Raw genomic sequence first — 21,884 nt, forward strand, 5'->3', positions numbered from 1 at the left:
TCAATCATAACGATGGCTTGCTGGCTGGCATCTACCGTTCCTTCTTGAAGTTACTCGTGGTTGAGAAGCTCCGTGGCCAAAGCCCGGCTTGCCGTGATCCGAGAGAACCCTATGTGGTCAGATGAAGATTTTTGTTCTGATGCTAGCGGGTTGCTCGACCTGAACGTCCTAAGCTTCATTAGCTTTATCTGGCAGCGGTACTTTTAACCATTTGAAAATACTACTTGTAAGGTTGGCGCACCAGAAATCTCGGTTTTTAGGATGATGTAGTTTTTTTGACACATGATCTTTTTTAAAGGTTTTGGCAAGAGCGCGCTGCTTTGACTTTATCCAAGTGTCAGAATCGAAGTCCGGCCAGCGATTTTTATAGCACGTAAGCTTCAATAGACTATTGAAGTCGTCGTCGCTAATTTGTTTAAAGTCACGGCGGCGAATCAAAAGTGTGCATTGGCCTGGATCGTTATCTTTTAGCTCAATCTCTAGTATGTAGAAAAAACGCTGTGTTCTAGTCGCCTTGACCTCTATGCAAGCTAGTTGGCGCGTTCTGACGCTATCTTCGGTAGTGATTAGGTGCCACGTTCTTTTCTTGCTTCCAAGCATAGGGAGCGAAGTAATAACGTGTGTGTTTCTTTTCGAGTCATTTAGTTTTAGCGGGATAGCGCCGTTTATTGTTCTTGACGCAACAGACCATTGCTTTCCTTTTGCGATTTTCTCGAAGCCTTGGAGCATCTCGAAGAAATCATTTAGTTCTCGAGCGGCTGAGGGAGCTTCCTCTTTGAAGTCATCTGCTCCAACTGTATTTTTGGACGAGGCTCGGAAGTTTCCTTCTCCTAACGTCAATCCCCTGGTATCTATTTCCTCTGAGACATAGGTCGCAATTTTATCTTTATGTTCTAAAGTACGACGGTATTCGATCCGGATTTCAGTATCCAGAGGGAGTGTAGCGTTGGCTAAAGGGATCTCCCTGCGTTGCAATGTTGCATCCGCTGGTGAATCATCAAGCTCCTCATCCTCATCATCTGGATCATGGCTAGGAACGTTGAACGATCTATACCCCTTGCCTTTCTCGTCAAGTTTTCCCCCAGCCGTTTGGTTTGCCGAACTTTCTACGATCAGAGAGGAAAATCCGAGTGGGTAGGTGCAATGATGGATTTCCATTGCGTATATGGCTGGCTCGTTCGCCAGTTTCATTGGCGTACCTGCGACGCTCAGATTGGTCCTTCCGCTGAATGGGAAATTTGCTTCAAGTGCTAAAGCGGAGTCACTGCCAGTGAGACTGTTTGAAGCATTGATGACAGAGATTCTTTTATTGATCTGAAATATTTCTTCTTTGAATAATTTGTTGACTTGGGCTCGGCCAAAAAACTTAGCCTCTGCCTCTTTCAGGCTTACGCGTTCAAATATTGTGACTGGGTCGTTGCTTGTTGTTTTTGAGAAGTCTATGAGGGAGCTTGTTTCGCCATTTAGAACTGTTTTCGTAATTCGTTTCGAAATAGCAAAGTAATACCGGAAAATTTCAGAGTGAGGTATTACCATCCATTTGAACTGCTTGTCTCCAATGATCGGGACAATCGTATATAAGGTTGCGGAATGACCTTTTCGATCTTTTGGGGAGGATAAATCAGTCGCGGTAATATCAGTTGTGGCCCACTTATCCTTCAGGTTTGCCGATTGATTAACTGCCTGACTGGTATCAATCTCGAGCGATCTACCGAGCCACGCAGGTTTACTGATGCGTTTACCTCCGTCCCAGACGGAGCCGACGGTGAGGATATTGATCCAAGAGGGGCTTAGAGTGAGAAGCTTTGGGGGTATGTCCTGTCGGGCGTTAGCAATAAATGGATCAGTGTAATCGTCTCTCAATCGAGATAACACAAAACCTATTTTTAGACTTTTTTCATCCCATTCGAGATCCGATGTTCCATCTACCCGCCAGAAGTGTTGATAGTTGAACAGCGGTTTGGCCTGATAGTGATCCATTCGAGCGGCGCCTGTTCCCATTTAACGATGGAGTATTCCACGCTATCAATGGATTTCGCAAATATCGATGGAGCTTACAACCGCCCACCAGTGCGGCCCCCGACGCCGAGTGATGGGGCTGGCGGAACGGCCGTTGCGGCCAGTGCCGCAGGGGGGTGTGGCTGCTGACTGACTGGATGGCTGCCACCTCCAGGGCTTCGTCTTCCTGCAAGGGCGGCAGCAGACCGGGCAGGCGGCTGGCCAACAGGGTCTTGCCGGTGCCTGGCGGGCCGCAAAACAGCAGGTTGTGGGCGCCGGCGGCGGCAATCAGCAAGGCTCGCTTGGCGGCCAGCTGGCCCTGCACTTCACCCAGGTCGGGATAGGGCGGATGGCTATGCTGCAGGCCCTGGCTGACAAAGGGTGCGATCGGGGTATGGCCGTTGAAGTGGGCAACGGCCTGCAGCAGGTGGTCCACGGCGATCACCACCAGGCCCGAGGCCAGGCAGGCTTCCTCGGCGTTGGCCCGGGGCACCAGCAGGGTGCGCCCGGCACTCCGAGCGGCCAGGGCCGCCGGCAGTACGCCGCGCACTGCCCGCACCGCGCCGGACAGGGCCAGCTCACCCAGGCATTCGATGTTGTCCAGGGCCAGGGTTGGCACCTGCGTGCTGGCGGCGAGAATGCCCAGGGCAATCGCCAGGTCGAAGCGTCCGCCGTCCTTGGGCAGGTCGGCCGGCGCCAGGTTGAGGGTGATGCGTCGCGCAGGGAAATCGAACCCCGAATTGAGAATGGCACTGCGCACCCGCTCCTTGCTTTCCTTGACCGCAGCTTCCGGCAGCCCCACCAGGGTCAGGCTCGGCAGGCCGTTGGCCAGGTGCACTTCAACGCTGACAGCCGGAGCTTGCACGCCCACTTGGGCACGGCTGTGGATGATTGCCAGGGACATGGAGCGTTCTTCCTTGAGACAGCGGGAACCGCATCCGGCGGTGCTGCAAGGATAGGTGAGGCTGTTGCTGGAGGCGGGGGGGAATACCCACAGGATATGTCGCGGTGCTTTAGCCTTCGCCGGCTCCTGCGGGGCAGGCTGGCCGGCGAATCAGCGATTCAGATCACTCTGCCGCTGGGTTGAGTCGGGCTTCCAGTTCCGCCACCTTGGCTTCCAGGCTTTCCAGGCGTGCCCGAGTGCGGGCCAGGACCACCATCTGGCTGTCGAATTCTTCCCGGCTGACCAGGTCCAGCTTGCTGAAGCCGCTTTGCAGCAGGGCCTTGAACTGGCTTTCGATTTCACTGCGGGGCAGGGGCGAGTCGCCGCTGAGCAAACGCGAGGCGTGGCCGCTCAGGGCATCGAGAAGGTCTTTGGGCGCGAGCATGGAAGTGTCCTGAATGGCAATTGGGCGGCAGTGTATCACGCATGTTCCAAGGGGCTTGGCGCTGCCCGGGGTGCACGTTTTTTGCGCATCGGCCCGGGCGGTGGCGCACCGTTATTGTGCGTATCCACGGTGCTGGTTTGTGGCTTGCCCAGGCGACCCTGGGCAAGGGCTTGAAAACACGGATTTTTCTCGAGCTGGCAAGCTTTCTGCTTAGACCCTGGTGACCCATGCACTGATGCAGTCGCTGTAACGAACGCAGTGCGGCAGGCGGAGCGGGAAGTATTTCGTCAGGAGCGGTTAGCTGGCGTCGGCCCCGGTTGAGGACGGTCGACGATGCGTTACAAAGCCAGGCACTGCGCTTAGACTTGAGCCGGGTTTGTTTTCCTGGGGCAAGTCCACCAATTCGGGAGAGAGTTTCATGAAGCTAGTCACTGCCATCATCAAGCCGTTCAAGTTGGACGACGTGCGCGAGTCGCTGTCCGAGATCGGCGTGCAGGGCATTACCGTTACTGAGGTCAAAGGCTTCGGCCGGCAGAAGGGCCACACCGAGCTGTATCGCGGTGCGGAGTACGTAGTCGACTTCCTGCCCAAGGTGAAGATCGATGTCGCCATTGACGACAAGGATCTTGACCGGGTTATCGAGGCGATAACCAAGGCCGCCAACACCGGCAAGATCGGTGACGGCAAGATCTTCGTGGTCAATCTGGAACAGGCTATTCGCATCCGTACCGGCGAAACCGATACCGACGCAATCTAAGCCGCCAAACCCAACGCCCCAGGAGAAAACAACTATGACTCTGCGTAAATTCGCAGGGCTTGGCGCCCTGCTGTCCCTAATAATGCCTGGCCTGGCCTTGGCGGCAGATCCAGTGCCCCCGCCCGTGCTCAATTCCGGCGACACCGCCTGGATGCTGACCTCCACCGCCCTGGTGCTGTTCATGACCATTCCCGGGCTGGCGTTGTTCTACGGCGGCATGGTGCGCTCGAAAAACATTCTTTCGGTGATGATGCAGTGCTTCGCCATTACTGGCCTGGTCACTGTCTTGTGGTTCATCTATGGCTACAGCATGGCGTTCGATACCACGGGTATGGAAGCGGGCGTGGTCAATCTCAATTCTTTCGTGGGCGGTTTCTCCAAGGCCTTCCTGGCGGGCATTACCCCGGCCAGCCTGACCGGCCCGACGGCGCTGTTCCCTGAGGCGGTGTTCGTCACCTTCCAGATGACCTTCGCCATCATCACTCCGGCGCTGATCGTCGGTGCCTTTGCCGAGCGGATGAAGTTCTCGGCGATGCTGGTGTTCATGGGCGTGTGGTTCACCCTGGTCTACGCACCGATCGCGCACATGGTCTGGAGCGGCCCGGGCTCCCTGCTGGGCGACTGGGGTGTGCTGGATTTTGCCGGCGGCACCGTGGTCCACATCAACGCCGGTATCGCCGGCCTGGTGGCCTGCCTGGTGCTGGGCAAGCGCAAAGGATTCCCCACCACGCCAATGGCGCCGCACAACCTGGGCTACACCCTGATGGGCGCGGCCATGCTGTGGGTCGGCTGGTTCGGCTTCAACGCCGGCTCCGCCGCAGCCGCCAACGGCACTGCCGGCATGGCCATGCTGGTGACTCAGATCGCCACCGCCGCTGCGGCCCTGGGCTGGATGTTTGCCGAGTGGCTCACCCATGGCAAACCCAGCGCATTGGGTATCGCCTCGGGCGTGGTGGCTGGCCTGGTCGCCATCACTCCGGCCGCCGGCACCGTCGGCCCGATGGGGGCGCTGATCATCGGCCTGGCCGCGGGCGTGGTGTGCTTCTTCTGCGCCACCAGCCTCAAGCGCAAGCTGGGTTATGACGACTCCCTGGATGCCTTCGGCGTGCACGGTATTGGCGGTATTCTCGGTGCGATCCTCACCGGTGTTTTCGCCGCTCCCTCCCTGGGCGGTTTCGGCACCGTGACCGACGTCGCTGCCCAAGTGTGGATCCAGGCCAAGGGTGTGGGTTTCACGGTGATCTACACCGCGATCGCCACCTTTATCATCCTCAAGGTACTGGATGTGGTCATGGGGCTGCGGGCTACCGAGGAAGAGGAAGCAGTGGGCCTCGACCTGGCGCAACACAACGAGCGTGGTTACAACCTGTAATCGCGGCAGACAGAAAAGCCCGGCTCCGGCCGGGCATTTTTTTGCCCGGCGTTTGTCAACGAGGAGGGCTGAAAGGATTTTCTGATAGGCATTGGCGGGTTTGCCGTAACGATTTCCCACAGGGCAAATGCTTACACTAAAGCAGGATTATTCGGCGCTTTGTTTTTTTCCTGAGCGCGCTAGAATGCGCGCCGAAGCGTGGAGATAGGTATGTGGCAACAGACTCTGATTACCCTGCGGGCCAGGCCCCGGGGCTTTCATCTGGTGACGGACGAGTTGCTTGCCGGCCTGCCCGAGTTGAGGGCATGTCGGGTTGGTCTGCTGCATTTGTGGCTGCAACATACCTCGGCTTCGTTGACCATCAACGAGAATGCCGACCCGGCGGTCCGGCGTGACTTCGAGCGTTTCTTCAACACCCTGGTGCCTCAAGGCATGCCCGGGTACGAACACAACGACGAGGGCGCGGATGACCTGCCGGCGCACTTCAAGGCCAGTTTGCTAGGCTGTCAGCTGACTTTGCCGGTAGCGGCAGGGCGCCTGGCCCTAGGCACCTGGCAAGGTGTTTATCTGGGCGAGCATCGCGATCATGGCGGTGCTCGCAAAGTCCTTGCCACCCTGCAGGGTGATAAGGCATAAGCCGCTGAGTATCAGTGGACGTTGATTTTTCCCCGGCGGCCTTCGACAGTCGGCGCAGCTGGGCTATAACTAATCTGCTTTTCGCAAGTCATGGGGTAGAACATGAGCGACGATGATCTGGAAAACGACGACCTCGAAGTAGGTGACGAAGAAGAAACCGAAGAAGGTCTTGAAGCGGCCGCCGACGATGTGGCCGAGGACGATGGTGGTGATGCTCCTGCGCCGACCGCCAAAGGCAAGGCCAAGGCTGCCGTTTCGGTAGACGAGCTGCCGAGTGTCGAAGCCAAGAACAAGGAGCGTGATGCACTGGCCCGTGCCATGGAGGAATTCCTGGCCCGTGGCGGCAAAGTGCAGGAAGTCGAGGCCAATGTGGTCGCCGACCCGCCCAAGAAGCCTGATAACAAGTACGGCAGCCGGCCTATCTGAGCCTTGCTACTTGCTTGCTGAAAAAGCCCGCCGTCGCTGCGGGCTTTTTCATGGGGAGAAGAAAAGCAGCTGCGAGTGGCAAGCTGCAAGCTGCAAGCGAAAAGCTCGAAGCTTTTCAGGCTTGAGGCTTGAGGCTTGAGGCTTGAGGCTTGAGGCTTGAGGCTTGAGGCTTGCAGCTGCGGCAGCCTGCCGCCTGCTGCTTACTTCCAGCTGGCCAGCAGCCGCGGCAGTTCGAGCAGGCTGCGGATTTCCGCATCGGGCGCGCGCTCTGCTTCCCAGGCCTTGCCGCTGGGGTTGAACCAGATGGCGCGCAGCCCTGCCTGTTGCGCACCGGCGATGTCGTCACCCGGGTGGTCGCCAATATGCACCGCGGTATCGGCGGTTGCTTCGCCGCGCTGCAGGGCTTCGTGGAAGAGTCGTGCATCAGGCTTGGCGATGCCGATGTCTTCGGCGCACAGGGCGAACTTGAAGTAGTCCGCCAGGCCCAGGCGGCGCACGTCAGCGTTGCCGTTGGTCACCACCCCCAGGTCGAAATGGTTGGCCAGGGCCTCCAGGGTCGGTTGGACTTCGGGAAAGATATCCAGTTGATGACGGGCATGCAGGAACACTTCAAAGCTCTGGTCGGCCAGCTGGTTGGCCTGGGCATGTGGGTAGCCGGCTTCTTCCAGGGCATGAAACAGTACCTGGCGGCGCAGGGCGCTGATCCGGTACTTGAGGTTGGGCTGTGCGAGCAGCACCCGCTCGCGGATGGCCCACAGGTGCTCCACCGGTACGCTGCCCAGGTTCGGCGCATGTTCCGTCAGCCACTGGCGCAGGGTGGCCTCGGCACTGACGATCACCGGCGCGGTGTCCCACAGGGTGTCATCGAGGTCGAAGGTGATCAGCTTGATGGTCATTACTCACCGCCTTTATTGCGTTTGGCCCGTGGATGGGCGCTGTCGTAGACCGCCGCCAGGTGCTGGAAGTCCAGGTGGGTGTAGATCTGCGTGGTCTTGATGTCCGAGTGTCCCAGCAGTTCCTGTACCGCGCGCAGGTCCTGGGAGGATTCCAGCAAATGGCTGGCAAAGGAATGGCGCAGCATGTGCGGGTGCAGGTTTTGCCCCAATTCGCGTTCGCCGGCGGCCTTGACCCGCAGCTGGATGGCCCGTGGCCCCAGGCGCCGGCCTTTCTGGCTGACGAATAGGGCACCGTCCGGCGGGTTGCTCAGGGCCCGTAGTGGCAGCCACAGTGTCAGGGCTTCCCGGGCCTTCCTGCCCACCGGCAGCACCCGGGTCTTGCTGCCCTTGCCCAGCACCTGCACCAGGCCGTCGGCCAGGTCCAGTTGTTCGAGGTTGAGGCCGGTCAACTCGGAAAGACGCAGCCCGCAGGAATAGAACAGTTCGAGAATCGCCTGGTCGCGGTGGGCCAGGAAGTCATCTTCCACCGCGCCGTCCAGCAGTTGCAGGGTGCGGTCGGTGTCCAGGGTCTTGGGCAGGCGTCGTTCGCCCTTGGGCGGCGCCAGGCCGTTGGCCGGGTCGTGGTCGCACAGCCCTTCACGGTTCAGATAGTGATAGAGCCCGCGTACCGCCGAGAGCAGGCGCGCCAGGCTGCGGGACGACTGGCCTTGCTGGTGCAGGCGGGCGATCAGGCTGCGCAGGGCCTGGATGTCCAGGTCGTTCCAGCTGTGTACCTGCTGTTTCTCGCAGAAGCCCACAACCTTCTCAAGGTCGCGCCGATAGGCTTGCAGGGTATGGGGCGACACCTGGCGCTCACTGCGCAGGTGCACGCAGTAGGCGTCCAGTTGTGCCTGCATGCTCAGCGTACCGAGCGCAGCGAGTGGGTGAAGCGCGGCAGTACGCGGCCGGTGACTTCGGCGATGTAGTTGAGGAACAGGGTGCCCACCGAGCTCTTGTAGTGCTGCGGATCGCGGCTGGCGATGGCCAGGACTCCATGCATGCCCTGGTGTGCCAAGGCCACCACCGCGGTGGAGCCGATCTGCTTGCGCTGTTCCACGCCGAATAAGAAGTCCAGCTCGTGTTCGCGCAGGCTGCCGCTGACGCTTTTGCCTTCCGCCAGCAGGCCACCGATGGCGCCCTGGGCTTCGGCGGCGGAGACCCAGCGGCCGACCGGCATGGCGTTGTCGCTGAACAGGATCAGGCTGACGAAGGGCACCTGGAAATCCTCGCGCAGGCTGTCTTCGACGCTCATCACCACCTCTTCCAGGCTGGTGGCGTCCATCAGCGCGAGCGTCAGGCGGCGGGTCTTGTCGAACAGCCGGTCGTTGTCTCGGGCCACGTCCATCAGATGGGACAGCCGATGGCGCATTTCAATGTTGCGCTCGCGCAGGATCTTCATCTGTCGTTCCACCAGCGACACGGTGTCGCCGCGCTGGTGGGGGATGCGCAAGGCCGGGAGCAGCTCGTCGCGGTCGACGAAGAAGTCCGGATGGGCTTCCAGGTAGGCGGCGACTGCCGCTGCGTCCAGGTTGGCAGAAGGTGCTGGGTCGGGCTTTTCGTCGGGAGCCTGGGGCTGATCAGTCATGGATTTCGCTCACTTATAGACGCACCTGTCCTTCGTATACGCGCACTGCCGGGCCGGTCATCAGCACCGGTTGGCCAGGGCCCGCCCATTCGATGGACAGGCGCCCGCCCGGCAGGTCGATCAATAGCGGCGAATCCATCCACCCCTGGCTGATCGCGGCCACTGCGGCGGCGCAGGCCCCGGTGCCGCAGGCCTGGGTTTCCCCGGCGCCACGTTCCCAGACCCGCAACTGCGCGCGCTGACGGTCCAGCACCTGGAGGAAGCCGACATTTACCCGCGCCGGAAAGCGCGGGTGATGCTCGATCTTCGGCCCCAGTTCATGCACCGGCGCGTTGTTGATGTCATCCACCCGTATCACGGCGTGGGGGTTGCCCATGGACACTGCGGCCAGCTCCACCTGGCGGCCTTCGACCTCCAGCGCGTAGCTGTCGGCTCGGGCCTCTGCCTGGAACGGAATCTCTGCCGGCACCAGGCGCGGAGCACCCATGTTGACGCTGATCTGACCGTCGTTGCGCACATCCAGTTCGATGATGCCGCTCTTGGTTTCCACGCGGATCTGGCGCTTGGTGGTCAGGCGCTTGTCCAGCACGAAGCGAGCGAAGCAACGGGCGCCGTTGCCGCACTGTTCCACTTCGGAACCGTCGGAATTGAAGATCCGATAGCGGAAGTCCACGTCCGGGTTGCTCGGGGCCTCGACGATCAGCAATTGATCGAAGCCGATCCCGGTATTGCGATCACCCCATTGTTTGGCGTGCTTGGGTTGTATGTGCGCGTGCTGGCTGACCAGGTCGAGAACCATGAAGTCATTGCCCAGGCCGTGCATCTTGGTAAAACGCAGCAGCATGGTCTTACTCCGGCAGCAGGCTTTCGCCAGCGAATAACTCGGCGACCGTCTCGCGACGACGCACTTCCACGGCCTGGTCGGCATCGACCAGCACTTCAGCGGCGCGGCCGCGGGTGTTGTAGTTGGAACTCATGACGAAACCATAGGCGCCAGCAGAATGCACCGCCAGCAGGTCGCCCTCGGCCAGGGCCAGGGTGCGTTCCTTGGCGAGGAAGTCGCCGGTTTCGCAGATCGGCCCGACGATGTCGTAGGTGCGGGGTTCGGCAGCGCGTGGGCGCACGGCGCTGACATCCATCCAGGCCTGGTACAGCGCCGGGCGGATCAGGTCGTTCATGGCGCCGTCGACGATAGCGAAATCCTTGTGTTCGGTGTGCTTGAGGTACTCGACCCGAGTCAGCAGCACGCCGGCATTGGCGACGATGAAGCGGCCCGGCTCGAACACCAGGGCCAGGTCGCGGCCCTCCAGGCGCTTGCGCACCGCCTTGACGTAGTCGGCGGCCAGCGGCGGCTCTTCATCGCGATAACGCACACCCAGGCCACCACCCAGATCGATATGGCGCAGGTAGATGCCGCACTCGGCGAGGCGGTCCACCAGATCCAGCAGGCGCTCGAGGGCGTCGATAAAGGGTTCCAGCGAGGTGAGCTGTGAGCCGATATGGCAATCGACCCCGACGATTTCCAGGTTCGGCAGCTGCGCGGCGCGGATGTACACATCCTCGGCGGTGGCGATGTCGATGCCGAACTTGTTTTCCTTGAGCCCGGTGGAGATGTACGGGTGGGTGCCAGCGTCGACATCGGGGTTGACCCGCAGCGACACCGGTGCGCGAACGCCCAGCTCGGCGGCCACTTGTTGCAGGCGCTCCAACTCCTCGGCGGACTCGACGTTGAAGCAGTGCACGCCCACTTCCAGGGCGCGGCGCATGTCGTCGCGGCTCTTGCCGACGCCGGAGAAGACGATCTTCTCGGCTTGGCCTCCGGCGGCCAGGACTCGCTCCAGCTCACCCCGGGAGACGATGTCGAAACCGGCGCCCAGGCGCGCCAGGACATTCAGCACGGCCAGGTTGGAGTTGGCCTTCACCGCAAAGCAGACCAGGTGCGGCATGCCGGCCAGGGCCTCGGCATAAGCCAGATACTGGGCCTCGATGTGGGCGCGGGAATAGACGTAGGTCGGCGTGCCGAAACGCTCGGCAATGGCGGACAGGGCTACGCCTTCCGCGAACAGCTCACCGTCGCGGTAGTTGAAAGCGTCCATGGCGGGCCCTTAGTCAGTAGGTGTCGTGCTTGTGCGACTGCGACTTGGCCTGCTCTTCGGGGGATTTGCTGTCATCAGGCAGATACAGCGGGCCCTTCTGGCCGCAGGCGGTAACAAGGCAGGCAACCGCGACGAGCGCAGCAAGGGCGGAGATCAGGCGCTTCATGGCGAAATCCTTGAGAATGCGTAAATTGCGCCCGAGTATACCGGCCACCCGGCAGCTTGCCTATGCAGCGTAACTCCCGCCCGACGGGCCTTTGCCCCGGGCCCGAGACGGGGTCTTGCGCCGCTGCCGACGGATTGCGCGTCGCATTTGCGCGGCGGTTCGGTATCCTTTGCATTCGCCGGGATGCGCCCGTATCTTGCGGCGCTTGAGCGTGACTAGACACTTTTCGAGGTTCCCGCAATGAGTTTGACCGAAGCCCGTTTCCACGACCTGGTGGACGCCACCCAGCAGGCACTGGAGGATATTTTCGATGAGAGCGACCTGGACATCGATCTGGAAAGCTCGGCCGGGGTGCTGACCGTCAAGTTCGACAATGGCAGCCAGGTGATCTTCAGTCGCCAGGAACCTTTGCGCCAACTGTGGCTGGCGGCGCGTTCCGGAGGCTTCCACTTCGACTACGACGAGGAAAGCGAGCGCTGGATGTGCGACAAGAGCGAAGAGCAGCTGGGCGAGATGCTCGAGCGCATCGTGTTCGAGCAGGCCGACATCAAGCTTGAGTTCGAAGGGCTCTGAGGTCGTGACCCAGCCCGCCGCGCCGCGCCCGCCCAAGCCGCTCTACAGCAACGTCAGCCCGGCGGTGAGTTCGCCGTGCATCAGCCTCTGCCGTCTCGATGAAGACAAGGTCTGTCGCGGCTGTTTCCGCCATGTGGAGGACATTCGCGAGTGGCGTTCGGCCGATGATCAGCGCCGCCGGGTGATCTGCGACCAGGCGCTGCAACGCAAACTGGCCGTGTCGCCGAGGGAGCTTTAGGTTCGTACCCGTACGGTTTGTTTATTCAGTTTGCTGTGATAGTGTCCGGATTCGCCTCGTAGTGATCGAGGCCGGTGAGAACCCCGTCTTATTTGGCGGGGTTTTGCTTTTTTGTGCAGAAAAAATAGGAGTCAGCCAGGATCATGAGTACTGCACCATCCATCATCCTTACCCGCCTTGACGTGCAACGTCTGGAGCGCCTGATCGACAGCCTGGACGACTCGCTGCCAGGCGTCATTGCACTGCAAACCGAGTTGGATCGTGCCGAAACGCTGGTGAGCCACGAGGAAGTGCCGGCCGGTGTCGTAACCATGAACTCGCGGGTGCATTGCCGTGAGGAAAGCAGCGGCAAGGACTATCACCTGACCCTGGTCTACCCACAGGACGCCAATGCCGACGAGGGTAAGATCTCGATCCTGGCTCCGGTGGGCAGCGCCTTGCTGGGCTTGCAGGTCGGCCAGTACATCGACTGGCCGGCACCGGGTGGCAAGACCCTGAAGCTGACCCTGCTGGAAGTGGAATACCAGCCCGAAGCAGCCGGCGACTTCCACCTCTGATTGCCGGTCAGGCCTGTTCGAGCGCGTCGTTCAGTGCGCGCTCCAGGCTGGCCTTGTAGCGCAGATAGACAATGCTCGGGCTTTGTACATCACCGAACAGGCCGGACAGGTCCAGGTCGGTGATGTAGCAGCGATAGCGCTCCGGCTCGCGGCGCTGGCCGACGATTTCCTGGGCCACGGCGCTGAACAGCTGGTCGCCATATTCCAGATCGGAAAACTCCCGTTGATTGCAATACAGCGAGACCTGCACCTGCCCCGGTGCGGCCTTGCCGATGATCGCCTGCACGTCGTAAAAGGCCTTGTCCACGGGGGTCGGCGGCGCCGGACGGGCTTCCACCCGGCGCGCTCGGCCGGTGCCCGAGGGCAGGATCTGCAGATAGAGTGTGTCCAAAGGTTTCACTCCCAGGCTGTCGCTCATCGGCAGTAGCGCTTCTCGACGGTAGAGAATCGACTGCAGGAAACGCTGCAGCGGTACCAGCAGGCTGTGCTCGTCGTGATAGGGCAGGGTCTGCTGCCACAGGGCGTTGTGCTCATCGAGCACATAGAGCTCGGCGTGGCTGTCGACGATCCGGTAGAACACCTGGATGCAGTCCGGCTGGCCCATGGGCAGGATTTGCGCCAGGTCATGTTCTTCCAGGGCCATCGGGTCCAGGTGCAGGGGGCTGTAGCTGGGCTGCTCCTGGCCCAGGTACTCCAGCAGCGCGGCAGGCGTGGCCATGGCCCGGTGACGAACCTGGCCGGGCACCAGTTCCAGGACGTGGTAGTGCTGCTGCACCTGGATCAGGTAGCGGTAGTTGAGCTGGCTGAGCAGCAGGTGCTGCGCGGTCTCGAACAACTCCTCCACGCGCCGGGCGATGAACTGCGCGCGGTTGTGGCAGAAGCAGCGCACCCGCAACCGCGGCTGTGGGCCCGAGGGCAGGTTGTTCAAGTAGTCCCGCAGGCAATCGAGCAGCGCATGTTCGGCGTCGTAGCGCCCGATCATGACCTCGTTCCAACTGTTGAGGGTGACCTGGTCCAGGGTCAGCACCAGGTTCTCGCGCACGCCGGCATAGCTCAGGGAGTCGGTGCGCTCGGTGGTCATGAGAATGTTCAGGTCGCGATGATGCTTGAGGGGGTCGACGCCGATATTCACCAGGATCAGCACCTCGCTGGGCACGCTGGCATGCAGCAATTGCTCTTCGTCGACGCTCTGCAGCGGCAGGGCCACGCTCTGTTGCAGGCTACCCAGCAGGTTGAACAGCTCGAACTCGCTCAGGTCGCTGCTGCCGGGGTGCAGCGCCAGCCGCGTGCTGCTGTCGATCACGCCATTGCGATGGCACCAGGTCAGCAGCTCCAGGAGGTGGCGGCTGCGCTTGATCGGCGCGAAATGCTCCCATTCCTGGGCAGTCAGGCTGCCGTTGTACAGGCCCCAGTGGCTTTGTCCGGGTTCCCTTTTGTTAGGCGACTGCACCAGGGTCAGGGTGTCTTCGGCCAGGTCCGGGGCGATGCCGGGGTTGATGAACTCGATCTTCCCCGCCTTGCGCTCGAAGGCCGCATACAGGCGCCGGCCCAGCACATTCAGGTCGCGCTTGTTGATCAGGCTGGTGGCCTGTTCGGTGCGGGCGAACTGGGTCAGGAAGCGATAGCTGAAGTTGAGCTCGTTGACCAGGGCTCGGCGTTCGCTGCTTACCTGGCGCACCTTCCATTGGCTGCGACTGTCCAGCAGCGCCAGCTGGCGCTGGTCCCAGCCCCATTCACTGGCCAGGCGTTCCAGCAGTGCCCGCTGCCAACTGGGGCTGCGGGCGCCATTGCCGTTGCTGAGCTTGCGGTTGACCTTGAGGTACAGGGCGCGGCGCACCAGCTCCAGGCGCTCGGGCTCGCCGCGGGCCTTGAGGTACTCCTCGATACGCCGGTAAACCACTATGTAGGGGTCCAGCTCGTCCAGGTCCAGGCGATTGGCGAACACCGCCTGCTTGAAGCGCAGGCTCAGGCACTGGACCTTGGGGTGCTCGCTGGCATAGACCTCGATCAGCAGCAGCTTGAGCACCGACTTGTAGGGCGACTCGATGCCCTTGAACAGCTGCCAGAGCCCGGCGCCGATAAACTCGCCAGGCGGAATATGGGCCATGTGGCCTAGGTCCAGGTTTTCCTCGGCCGGCACGAAACGCTTGGACAGCAGGGTGTGGATGTACTGCCCATAGCGGCTTTCCTCGTACACCGGCACCAGCCACCACAAGGGTGTGCGCCCGGCCAGCCAGATGGCAGTGCGGTAGAACTCGTCGAGCAGCAGATAGTGCTGGGTGGTGCCGCAATCGTCCGAGCTCAGCTGGGTGTCGCGCTGGCCACGAACGAAGCGGCTGGGGTCGATCAGGAAGAAATGCGCCTCGGCGCCCTGGCTGGCAGCCCAGGCCTCCAGCAGCTGGCATTTCTTCTGCAGCTCCAGCAGTTCGCTGTCGCCAAGATTCGGTGCATGGCACACCCAGACATCCATATCGCTCTGGTCGGCCTGGGCCAGGGTGCCCAGGCTGCCCATCAGAAACAGCCCGTGAATCGGCCGCGGCGGGTTGCCATGGCGGGGCTTGTAGGAAAAGGAGCGGGTCAGGCGCTGGGCTTCAGCCAGGACCAGTGGCTCGGGCTCGTAATTGGACAGCCCCGCCGGCGTGGTGCCGGACACATAGCCGGGCAGCAGCGGGTGATTGACGTGAAAGAACAGTGGCAGCAGGTTGAGCACCAGTTGCTGGCGTGCCGACAGGCCTTCCAGTGCCCGGGTCATGCGTCCTTGGTTGAGGGTCAGAAAACGCGCGCGCAGCTTGCTCAGGACCTTGCGATCTATTCCTTCATCCAGATCGGGACGGATTTCATGGGTATGGGGCATTTCAAGCAGAGCTCGAATGGGGCGGTTTTCAGGGCGGCAGGCAGTTTAACGTCAGACAATGCTGAGCCTTGAACGGATTTTATTTTTTGACGCCAGATTTCTAACGTATTGGCGTAAGAGAGGCCTGCGAAATCCGACGGACGGAGCCTCGCAGGCCAGGGAATGGAGTTCAGGCGGTTTCTGTGACGGCGAGGATGGTCAGCAGGCCCTGGGCGTGTTCGGCGGCATCCCGACCCAGGCTGGTGAGGTAGCCACCGTCGGGTTGGCTGATCAGTTCCTTGGCATACAGGCGTTGCGCGGCGGCGATGGCAGAGGGGGCAGCGGTCTGATGGATTTTCAGGCCTTCCTGGGAGCTGTCCAGGTTGAAGAGTGCAAGGATTTCCAGTTCGGCAACCAACTCAGGGGTATACGACATAAGGACTCCAGACTTTCTAGGAATGAGAGGTCAGCGTTCCTAAGGTGACCGCAGAAGGGCGGCCTGTCCAGCGTTCGCTGAGGACTTTTAGCGCGTTGGGCAGCGGTGTATGGCCGCAGGTGGATGCAGTGTAGTCAGGTCAGGGCGGGAGGCGCGGGGGGATTGGCGGAGCGCTGCTTCAGGCGGCGCCCCGGCAGGCCTGGATCAGGACTTTTCCGCAGGCAGTTCAGGCAGGGCACGCAGGGCGGTTTCGTACCATTGGGTGTCGAAGGGCCGATCTTCCTCGAGGATTGCGTCGATCTCGATCGCCAGTACATGGGCCATCAGGTTGAGGATGTCCTCACGTTCGTAGCCCACCAGGGTCAGTTTGTTGAACGTGGCCTTGGCGGCCGGCGGGTTGCCGCTTTCGATCTGGTTCTCGATGGCTTCGATCAGGGTGTTCTCGGCGAACTCTTCTTCGTCGGCGTCGATATCGGTTGGCTCGCTCATGGCAGGCTCCTCAAGGAAAAGGACGCCAGTTTACTCGCATTCAGCGGGCTGATGCTGCTGGCGAGCCTGGCGTTGACCTTCTATAAAAGAGGCAGCCAACCCCTGTACGGCCTGGAGGCGATGCGATGCTCAAGCTTTTTGGTTTCCCTGTCAGTAACTACTACAACATGGTCAAGCTGGCGCTGCTGGAGAAGGGCCTGGCGTTCGAGGAGGTGCCGTTCTACGCCGGCCAGACCCCGGAGGCGCTGGCTATCAGCCCGCGTGGCAAGGTTCCGGTGCTGCAGGTCGAACAAGGCTTCATCAACGAGACCAGTGTGATTCTCGAATACCTCGAGCAGACCCAGCCGGGGCTGGCGCTGCTGCCTGGCGAGCCCTTCCCGCGGGCCCAGGTGCTGGCGCTGGCCAGGGAAATCGAGCTGTACATCGAACTGCCGGCGCGGGCCTGCTACCCCGAGGCGTTCTTCGGCATGCCGGTGGCCGAGGCGATCAAGGACAAGGCCAAGGGCGAGCTGTTGCTGGGGTTTGCCTCGCTGGCGCGACACGGGCGTTTCTCACCCTATGTGGCAGGCGATAGCCTGAGCGTGGCGGACCTGTATTTCCTCTACAGCGTGAGCCTGGCCCAGGCGGTCGGCCATAAGCTGTTCGGGGTGGACTTTCTGGCCGGCATGCCCGCAGCCCAGGCGTTGCTCGAGCGTCTCGGGCAGTTGCCCAATGCCCAGCGCGTGGCGGCGGATAGAGAGGCGGCGATGCCGCAGTTCATGGCCATGATTGCGGCCAAGAAGTAAAGGCCGACGGCCTTCACTCAAGCAATACTAGGCCGGCCCGCCGCGGCGGGCCGGCTCTGTATCAGCGGCTGGCCAGCAACGCCTGGCCGCGAGTCACGGCGGCCCGCACCTGGGCTGGAGCGGTACCGCCAATGTGGTTGCGGGCATTCACCGAACCTTCCAGGGTCAGCACGGCGAAGACGTCCTGCTCGATCTGGTCGCTGAATTTGCGCAGTTCTTCCAGGCTCATTTCCGCCAGGTCCTTGCCGCTGTCCACGCCGTACTTCACGGCATGGCCGACGATTTCGTGGCAATCGCGGAAGGGCAGGCCACGGCGCACCAGGTAGTCCGCCAGGTCGGTGGCGGTGGAGAAACCGCGCAGGGCCGCTTCACGCATGATGGCGTGCTTGGGCTTGATGGCCGGGATCATGTCGGCGAAGGCCCGCAGCGAATCGCGCAGGGTGTCGGCGGCGTCGAACAGCGGTTCCTTGTCTTCCTGGTTGTCCTTGTTGTAGGCCAGGGGCTGGCCTTTCATCAGGGTCAGCAGGCCCATCAGCGCGCCGAATACCCGGCCGCTCTTGCCTCGTACCAGTTCCGGCACGTCGGGGTTTTTCTTTTGCGGCATGATCGAGCTGCCGGTGCAGAAGCGGTCCGGCAGGTCGATGAACTGGAACTGCGCGCTGGTCCACAACACCAGCTCTTCGGAGAAGCGCGACAGGTGCATCATTGCCACGCTGGCGGCGGCGCAGAACTCGATGGCGAAATCGCGATCGGAAACGCTGTCCAGGGAGTTGCCGCCCACGGCTTCGAAGCCCAGCAACTGGCAGGTCAGTTCACGGTCGATCGGGTAAGTGGTGCCGGCCAGCGCGGCGCTGCCCAGGGGCATGCGGTTGGTGCGCTTGCGGCAGTCCACCAGGCGCTCGTAGTCACGGCTGAGCATTTCGAACCAGGCCAGCATATGGTGGCCGAAGGTCACCGGCTGGGCAGTCTGCAGGTGGGTGAAGCCCGGCATGATGCTCTCGGCTTCACGCTCGGCCAGCTCCAGCAGGCCTTTTTGCAGGCGGGTGATCTCGCCGAGGATCAGGTCGATCTCGTCCCGCAGCCATAGGCGGATGTCGGTGGCCACCTGGTCGTTGCGGCTGCGGCCGGTGTGCAGCTTCTTGCCGGTGATGCCGATGCGGTCGGTCAGGCGCGCCTCGATATTCATGTGCACGTCTTCCAGGTCCACGCGCCAGTCGAAGCTGCCGGCCTCGATCTCGCCCTGGATGGTCTTCAGGCCGTCGATGATGCTGTCGCGCTCGGCGTCGGTGAGCACGCCGACCTTGGCCAGCATGCTGGCGTGGGCGATGGAGCCCATGATGTCGTGGCGATACAGGCGCTGGTCGAAATTGACAGAGGCGGTGAAGCGGGCGACGAAGGCGTCGACGGGTTCACTGAAGCGGCCGCCCCAGGACTGATTGGTCTTGTCAGTGCTCATGAATTCGCTCGTGATCTGCAGAAGGATGATGACGTGAAAAACAGGCGCCGATGATAACAGGGTTGCCCGGGCTGTCGTTGGCGCTGGTCGGCAGCTTTTTTCCTGGTGCGGGCCGTGGCCGGCCTGTGGATGTTTTTCGTGGCACGGATAGCGGCGAGCCCTGTCCCCGGTGGGGCAAAGCAGCGACGCCTTGAGTGCGAAAGGTGATATCGATCAAACGATATTTTTCGATTGAGCAATATCGTCTTGGCAACCGTCTACAGTTGGACAATAGGAACGAGACAGTTTGCGCGGCACCCCTTCTGGTGTTCGCAACGAATCCGACCCTCGAGTTCACTCCGTGCAGGTCCCTGCAACCCTCCCATGTCACGAGGCGGGCGCAGGCGGGGTGGATCGTCGACCACCGCAATCAAGGGGGGCTTTGTGTTGAGTACCCGCATTCCCTGCGACGCCGTCGCGTATCCATCGACCCTGTACGGTATCGGGCAGGTACGGGTAAATATTGGTGCCCGGCTTGCGGCACTTTTTGGCCTTCGCACTAGTCTTAGCGTGGATCGCCGTGACGGACGTCACTCCACCTGTCTACGCTATCCTTGTGCGAGACTCACGCAGGAATCCAGCGCAATATGAATGTCCTGATCGTTGATGACGAACCCCTAGCCCGCGAGCGCCTGAGCCGGATGGTCAGCGAGCTCGAGGGATACAGTGTCCTGGAGCCCAGCGCCACCAATGGCGAAGAGGCATTGAGCCTGATCGACAGCCTGAAGCCGGATATCGTCTTGCTGGATGTCCGTATGCCAGGCCTGGACGGCCTGCAGGTCGCCGGCAAACTGTGCGAGCGCGAAACGCCGCCAGCACTGGTGTTTTGTGCGGCCCCCGAGGAATTCGCCCTTGAAGCCTTCGATGCCAGCGGCGTTGGTCACCTGGTCAAGCCGGTGCGTTCCGAGTTGCTGCCGGATGCCTTGAAGCAGGCCGAGAAGCCCAACCGCGTCCAGTTGGCGGCCCTGACCCGGCCGGCGGCGGAAAGCGGCAACGGCCCTCGCAGTCATATCAGCGCCCGTACCCGCAAGGGCATCGAGCTGATTCCCCTGGCCCAGGTGGTGTACTTCATCGCCGACCACAAGTACGTAACCTTGCGCCATGAGAGCGGCGAGGTGCTGCTGGACGAACCCCTGAAAGCCCTGGAAGACGAGTTTGGCGAGCGTTTTGTACGCATCCACCGCAACGCCTTGGTGGCCCGCGAACGTATCGAACGTTTGCAGCGCACGCCTCTTGGCCACTTTCAGCTGTACCTCAAGGGCCTCAATGGTGATGCGCTGATTGTCAGCCGGCGCCATGTGGCAGGGGTGCGCAAGATGATGCAACAGCTCTAGGCCGCTATTTGCAAGGGGGCTGAAGGAAACCTGGCCACGGGAGGGCGCTGCGTTTCTGACACAAGTCAAAGCTGCTTTGGCTGAGCTGTTATTATCTGCCGTATCTATTCAGTACGGATTGATCCATGTCCTCTCGCGAAATCCGCATCGCCACCCGCAAAAGTGCCCTGGCCCTGTGGCAGGCCGAATACGTCAAAGCCCGCCTGCAGGAAGCCCATCCGGGCCTCGTCGTGACCCTGGTGCCCATGGTCAGCCGCGGCGATAAGCTGCTGGACTCGCCCTTGTCGAAAATCGGCGGCAAGGGCCTGTTCGTCAAGGAACTGGAAACCGCGCTGCTGGAAAACCAGGCCGACATCGCCGTGCACTCGATGAAGGACGTGCCCATGGACTTCCCCGAGGGCCTGGGGCTGTTCTGCATCTGCGAGCGCGAAGACCCACGTGACGCCTTCGTCTCCAATACCTATGCCAGCCTCGATCAGTTGCCTGCAGGCAGCGTGGTGGGCACCTCCAGCCTGCGACGCCAGGCGCAGTTGCTGGCCCGTCGTCCCGACCTGCAGATCCGCTTCCTGCGGGGCAACGTCAATACCCGTCTGGCGAAGTTGGACGCTGGTGAATACGACGCCATCATCCTCGCCGCCGCTGGCCTGATCCGCCTGGGTTTCGAGGCGCGCATCCGTTCTTCCATCAGTGTCGACGACAGCCTGCCGGCCGGTGGCCAGGGCGCGGTGGGCATCGAGTGCCGCAGTGCCGACACAGAAATCCACGCGCTGCTGGCGCCCCTGCACCACGCCGATACCGCTAGCCGAGTGGCCGCCGAACGTGCGCTGAACAAGCACCTGAATGGCGGTTGCCAGGTTCCCATCGCCTGCTATGCGGTGCTCGAGGGCGAGCAGATCTGGCTGCGTGGCCTGGTGGGTGAGCCGAGTGGCGGCCTGCTGCTCAATGCCGAAGCGCGCGGTCCGCGGGCAACCGCCAGCGAGCTCGGGGTGCAAGTGGCGGAGGCTCTGTTGGCCCAAGGCGCGGCTGAGATCCTGCGCGCGGTCTATGGCGAGGCGGGCGAAGAGTGACCGGCTGGCGCCTGCTGCTGACCCGACCGGCCGAGGATTGCGCTGCACTGGCAGCGACCCTGGCCGAGTCTCAGGTGTTCAGCAGCAGCTTGCCATTGCTGGAGATTCAAGCCCTGCCCGTCAGCGATTCGCAGCGGGCCATCCTGCAGAAACTGGACTGTTACTCGGCAGTGATAGTGGTCAGCAAGCCGGCGGCGCATCTGGGCTTGAAGCTGCTGCGTGAGTATTGGCCGCAGCCCCCGTCCCAGAGCTGGTTCAGCGTCGGTGCCGGCACCGGGCAAATCCTTGCCGCGGCCGGCCTGCAGGTGTTCTACCCGGCAGCTGGCGATGATAGTGAAGCCTTGCTTGAACTTCCCCAATTGCGCGAGGCTATCCGCCGGCCCGAGCCCCGGGTGCTGATCGTGCGCGGGGAGGGGGGGCGCGAGCTGCTCTCTGAGCGCTTGCGCGGCCTAGGTGCTAGTGTCGAGTATCTGGAACTCTACCGCCGTTGCCTGCCGCAGCACGCCGAAGACGAGCTGCTAAGGCGGATTCAGGGGGAACGCTTGAACGGCCTGGTGGTCAGCAGTGGGCAGGGTTTTTGTCACCTGCGGCAGTTGGCCGGTCCAGCCTGGCCGCAGTTGGCGGCTATGCCGTTGTTTGTTCCAAGCCCCCGGGTCGCCGACATGGCACGGGCCGCCGGGGCGGAAAAAGTTGTGGATTGTCGTGGCGCCAGTGCCGCGGCCTTGCTAGCGGCGTTACGGGAAGCACCCGGACCCGTTCTCTAACGCAAAGGATGGAT

Annotated in this window: 23 protein-coding genes and 2 pseudogenes; 12 read left to right on the forward strand and 13 right to left on the reverse strand. The window is 61.7% G+C overall.

From position 1 onward, the window contains the following. Positions 1 to 168: 168 nt before the first annotated feature. The 3 genes and pseudogenes from J4P02_RS03660 to J4P02_RS03670 all read right to left on the reverse strand — a co-directional run bounded on the left by J4P02_RS03660 (position 169) and on the right by J4P02_RS03670 (position 3,326). Complete coding sequence (locus J4P02_RS03660) at positions 169 to 1,980, reverse strand: hypothetical protein (protein ID WP_426187874.1); 1,812 nt, start codon at positions 1,978 to 1,980, stop codon at positions 169 to 171. Between the two features lie 79 nt (positions 1,981 to 2,059). Continuing rightward, positions 2,060 to 2,902 (reverse strand): annotated as a pseudogene (locus tag J4P02_RS03665) (YifB family Mg chelatase-like AAA ATPase); the annotation flags it as partial. A 163-nt stretch (positions 2,903 to 3,065) separates the two neighbouring features. Further along, positions 3,066 to 3,326, reverse strand: coding sequence for an accessory factor UbiK family protein (locus J4P02_RS03670; protein ID WP_426187876.1), 261 nt, complete (start codon positions 3,324 to 3,326; stop codon positions 3,066 to 3,068). Between the two features lie 418 nt (positions 3,327 to 3,744). Between J4P02_RS03670 and glnK the strand changes: the two genes are divergently transcribed. The 4 genes from glnK to sutA all read left to right on the forward strand — a co-directional run bounded on the left by glnK (position 3,745) and on the right by sutA (position 6,517). After that, positions 3,745 to 4,083 (forward strand): P-II family nitrogen regulator, encoded by a 339-nt coding sequence (gene glnK, locus J4P02_RS03675; protein ID WP_002555808.1) that lies wholly within the window; start codon positions 3,745 to 3,747, stop codon positions 4,081 to 4,083. Between the two features lie 34 nt (positions 4,084 to 4,117). Next, on the forward strand, positions 4,118 to 5,455 hold the full coding sequence (locus tag J4P02_RS03680) for an ammonium transporter (RefSeq protein WP_426187878.1): 1,338 nt from the start codon (positions 4,118 to 4,120) through the stop codon (positions 5,453 to 5,455). A gap of 210 nt (positions 5,456 to 5,665) precedes the next feature. Continuing rightward, complete coding sequence (locus tag J4P02_RS03685) at positions 5,666 to 6,091, forward strand: secondary thiamine-phosphate synthase enzyme YjbQ (RefSeq protein ID WP_426187880.1); 426 nt, start codon at positions 5,666 to 5,668, stop codon at positions 6,089 to 6,091. A 102-nt stretch (positions 6,092 to 6,193) separates the two neighbouring features. Beyond that, positions 6,194 to 6,517 (forward strand): transcriptional regulator SutA, encoded by a 324-nt coding sequence (sutA, locus tag J4P02_RS03690; RefSeq protein ID WP_426187882.1) that lies wholly within the window; start codon positions 6,194 to 6,196, stop codon positions 6,515 to 6,517. A 200-nt stretch (positions 6,518 to 6,717) separates the two neighbouring features. Here sutA and J4P02_RS03695 read toward each other — a convergent pair whose 3' ends face one another. The 6 genes from J4P02_RS03695 to lptM are packed head-to-tail and all read right to left on the reverse strand — an operon-like array spanning position 6,718 to position 11,299. Further along, positions 6,718 to 7,413 (reverse strand): HAD family hydrolase, encoded by a 696-nt coding sequence (locus tag J4P02_RS03695; RefSeq protein WP_426187884.1) that lies wholly within the window; start codon positions 7,411 to 7,413, stop codon positions 6,718 to 6,720. Beyond that, on the reverse strand, positions 7,413 to 8,309 hold the full coding sequence (gene xerC, locus J4P02_RS03700) for a tyrosine recombinase XerC (RefSeq protein ID WP_426187886.1): 897 nt from the start codon (positions 8,307 to 8,309) through the stop codon (positions 7,413 to 7,415). The genes J4P02_RS03695 and xerC overlap by 1 nt, the downstream gene beginning before the upstream one ends. A gap of 2 nt (positions 8,310 to 8,311) precedes the next feature. Further along, the gene (locus J4P02_RS03705; protein ID WP_426187888.1) at positions 8,312 to 9,037 is read right to left on the reverse strand and encodes a DUF484 family protein; all 726 of its coding nucleotides are present in this window, start codon (positions 9,035 to 9,037) and stop codon (positions 8,312 to 8,314) included. Between the two features lie 13 nt (positions 9,038 to 9,050). Further along, on the reverse strand, positions 9,051 to 9,881 hold the full coding sequence (gene dapF, locus J4P02_RS03710; protein ID WP_426187890.1) for a diaminopimelate epimerase: 831 nt from the start codon (positions 9,879 to 9,881) through the stop codon (positions 9,051 to 9,053). Positions 9,882 to 9,885: 4 nt separating this feature from the next. Next, positions 9,886 to 11,133, reverse strand: a complete 1,248-nt coding sequence (lysA, locus tag J4P02_RS03715) for a diaminopimelate decarboxylase (protein WP_426187892.1) — start codon at positions 11,131 to 11,133, stop codon at positions 9,886 to 9,888. A gap of 13 nt (positions 11,134 to 11,146) precedes the next feature. Next, a complete protein-coding gene (gene lptM, locus J4P02_RS03720; protein ID WP_426187894.1) occupies positions 11,147 to 11,299 on the reverse strand; it encodes an LPS translocon maturation chaperone LptM in 153 nt (50 codons plus the stop codon). A gap of 240 nt (positions 11,300 to 11,539) precedes the next feature. Between lptM and cyaY the strand changes: the two genes are divergently transcribed. From cyaY to rnk, 3 genes are all read left to right on the forward strand, one after another. Then, a complete protein-coding gene (gene cyaY / locus J4P02_RS03725; RefSeq protein ID WP_068575937.1) occupies positions 11,540 to 11,872 on the forward strand; it encodes an iron donor protein CyaY in 333 nt (110 codons plus the stop codon). A gap of 4 nt (positions 11,873 to 11,876) precedes the next feature. Further along, the gene (locus tag J4P02_RS03730; protein WP_426187896.1) at positions 11,877 to 12,110 is read left to right on the forward strand and encodes a DUF1289 domain-containing protein; all 234 of its coding nucleotides are present in this window, start codon (positions 11,877 to 11,879) and stop codon (positions 12,108 to 12,110) included. A gap of 143 nt (positions 12,111 to 12,253) precedes the next feature. Beyond that, complete coding sequence (rnk, locus tag J4P02_RS03735; RefSeq protein WP_426187898.1) at positions 12,254 to 12,667, forward strand: nucleoside diphosphate kinase regulator; 414 nt, start codon at positions 12,254 to 12,256, stop codon at positions 12,665 to 12,667. Between the two features lie 7 nt (positions 12,668 to 12,674). On the opposite strand, the gene J4P02_RS03740 is transcribed toward rnk, so the two are convergent. From J4P02_RS03740 to J4P02_RS03750, 3 genes are all read right to left on the reverse strand, one after another. After that, positions 12,675 to 15,521: a class I adenylate cyclase gene (locus J4P02_RS03740; RefSeq protein WP_426187900.1), complete on the reverse strand. Its 2,847-nt coding sequence runs from the start codon at positions 15,519 to 15,521 to the stop codon at positions 12,675 to 12,677. Positions 15,522 to 15,690: 169 nt separating this feature from the next. Then, the gene (locus J4P02_RS03745) at positions 15,691 to 15,936 is read right to left on the reverse strand and encodes a TIGR02647 family protein (RefSeq protein ID WP_426187902.1); all 246 of its coding nucleotides are present in this window, start codon (positions 15,934 to 15,936) and stop codon (positions 15,691 to 15,693) included. A 204-nt stretch (positions 15,937 to 16,140) separates the two neighbouring features. After that, positions 16,141 to 16,425 carry a hypothetical protein gene (locus J4P02_RS03750; protein ID WP_426187904.1) on the reverse strand — a complete coding sequence of 95 codons (285 nt, stop codon included), beginning with the start codon at positions 16,423 to 16,425 and terminating at the stop codon, positions 16,141 to 16,143. A 125-nt stretch (positions 16,426 to 16,550) separates the two neighbouring features. On the opposite strand from J4P02_RS03750, the gene J4P02_RS03755 reads away from it, so the two are divergent. After that, the gene (locus J4P02_RS03755; RefSeq protein WP_426187906.1) at positions 16,551 to 17,210 is read left to right on the forward strand and encodes a glutathione S-transferase family protein; all 660 of its coding nucleotides are present in this window, start codon (positions 16,551 to 16,553) and stop codon (positions 17,208 to 17,210) included. A 61-nt stretch (positions 17,211 to 17,271) separates the two neighbouring features. Here the strand turns inward: J4P02_RS03755 and argH are convergent, their stop codons facing one another. Further along, positions 17,272 to 18,666, reverse strand: a complete 1,395-nt coding sequence (argH, locus tag J4P02_RS03760) for an argininosuccinate lyase (RefSeq protein ID WP_426187908.1) — start codon at positions 18,664 to 18,666, stop codon at positions 17,272 to 17,274. 492 nt (positions 18,667 to 19,158) lie between these two features. Here argH and J4P02_RS03765 point away from each other — a divergent pair. The 4 genes and pseudogenes from J4P02_RS03765 to J4P02_RS03780 form a co-directional block, all read left to right on the forward strand. Beyond that, positions 19,159 to 19,296, forward strand: a pseudogene (locus tag J4P02_RS03765) (sensor histidine kinase); the annotation flags it as partial. Beyond that, positions 19,293 to 20,039, forward strand: a complete 747-nt coding sequence (locus J4P02_RS03770) for a LytR/AlgR family response regulator transcription factor (protein ID WP_426187910.1) — start codon at positions 19,293 to 19,295, stop codon at positions 20,037 to 20,039. The pseudogene J4P02_RS03765 and the gene J4P02_RS03770, both read left to right, overlap by 4 nt. Before the next feature lie 125 nt (positions 20,040 to 20,164). After that, positions 20,165 to 21,106, forward strand: coding sequence for a hydroxymethylbilane synthase (hemC, locus tag J4P02_RS03775; protein WP_426187912.1), 942 nt, complete (start codon positions 20,165 to 20,167; stop codon positions 21,104 to 21,106). Then, positions 21,103 to 21,870: a uroporphyrinogen-III synthase gene (locus J4P02_RS03780; protein ID WP_426187914.1), complete on the forward strand. Its 768-nt coding sequence runs from the start codon at positions 21,103 to 21,105 to the stop codon at positions 21,868 to 21,870. The genes hemC and J4P02_RS03780 overlap by 4 nt, the downstream gene beginning before the upstream one ends. Positions 21,871 to 21,884: the final 14 nt, after the last annotated feature.

It is taken from the genome of Pseudomonas sp. NFXW11, assembly GCF_049887815.1.
Taxonomy (GTDB): Bacteria; Pseudomonadota; Gammaproteobacteria; order Pseudomonadales; family Pseudomonadaceae; genus Aquipseudomonas.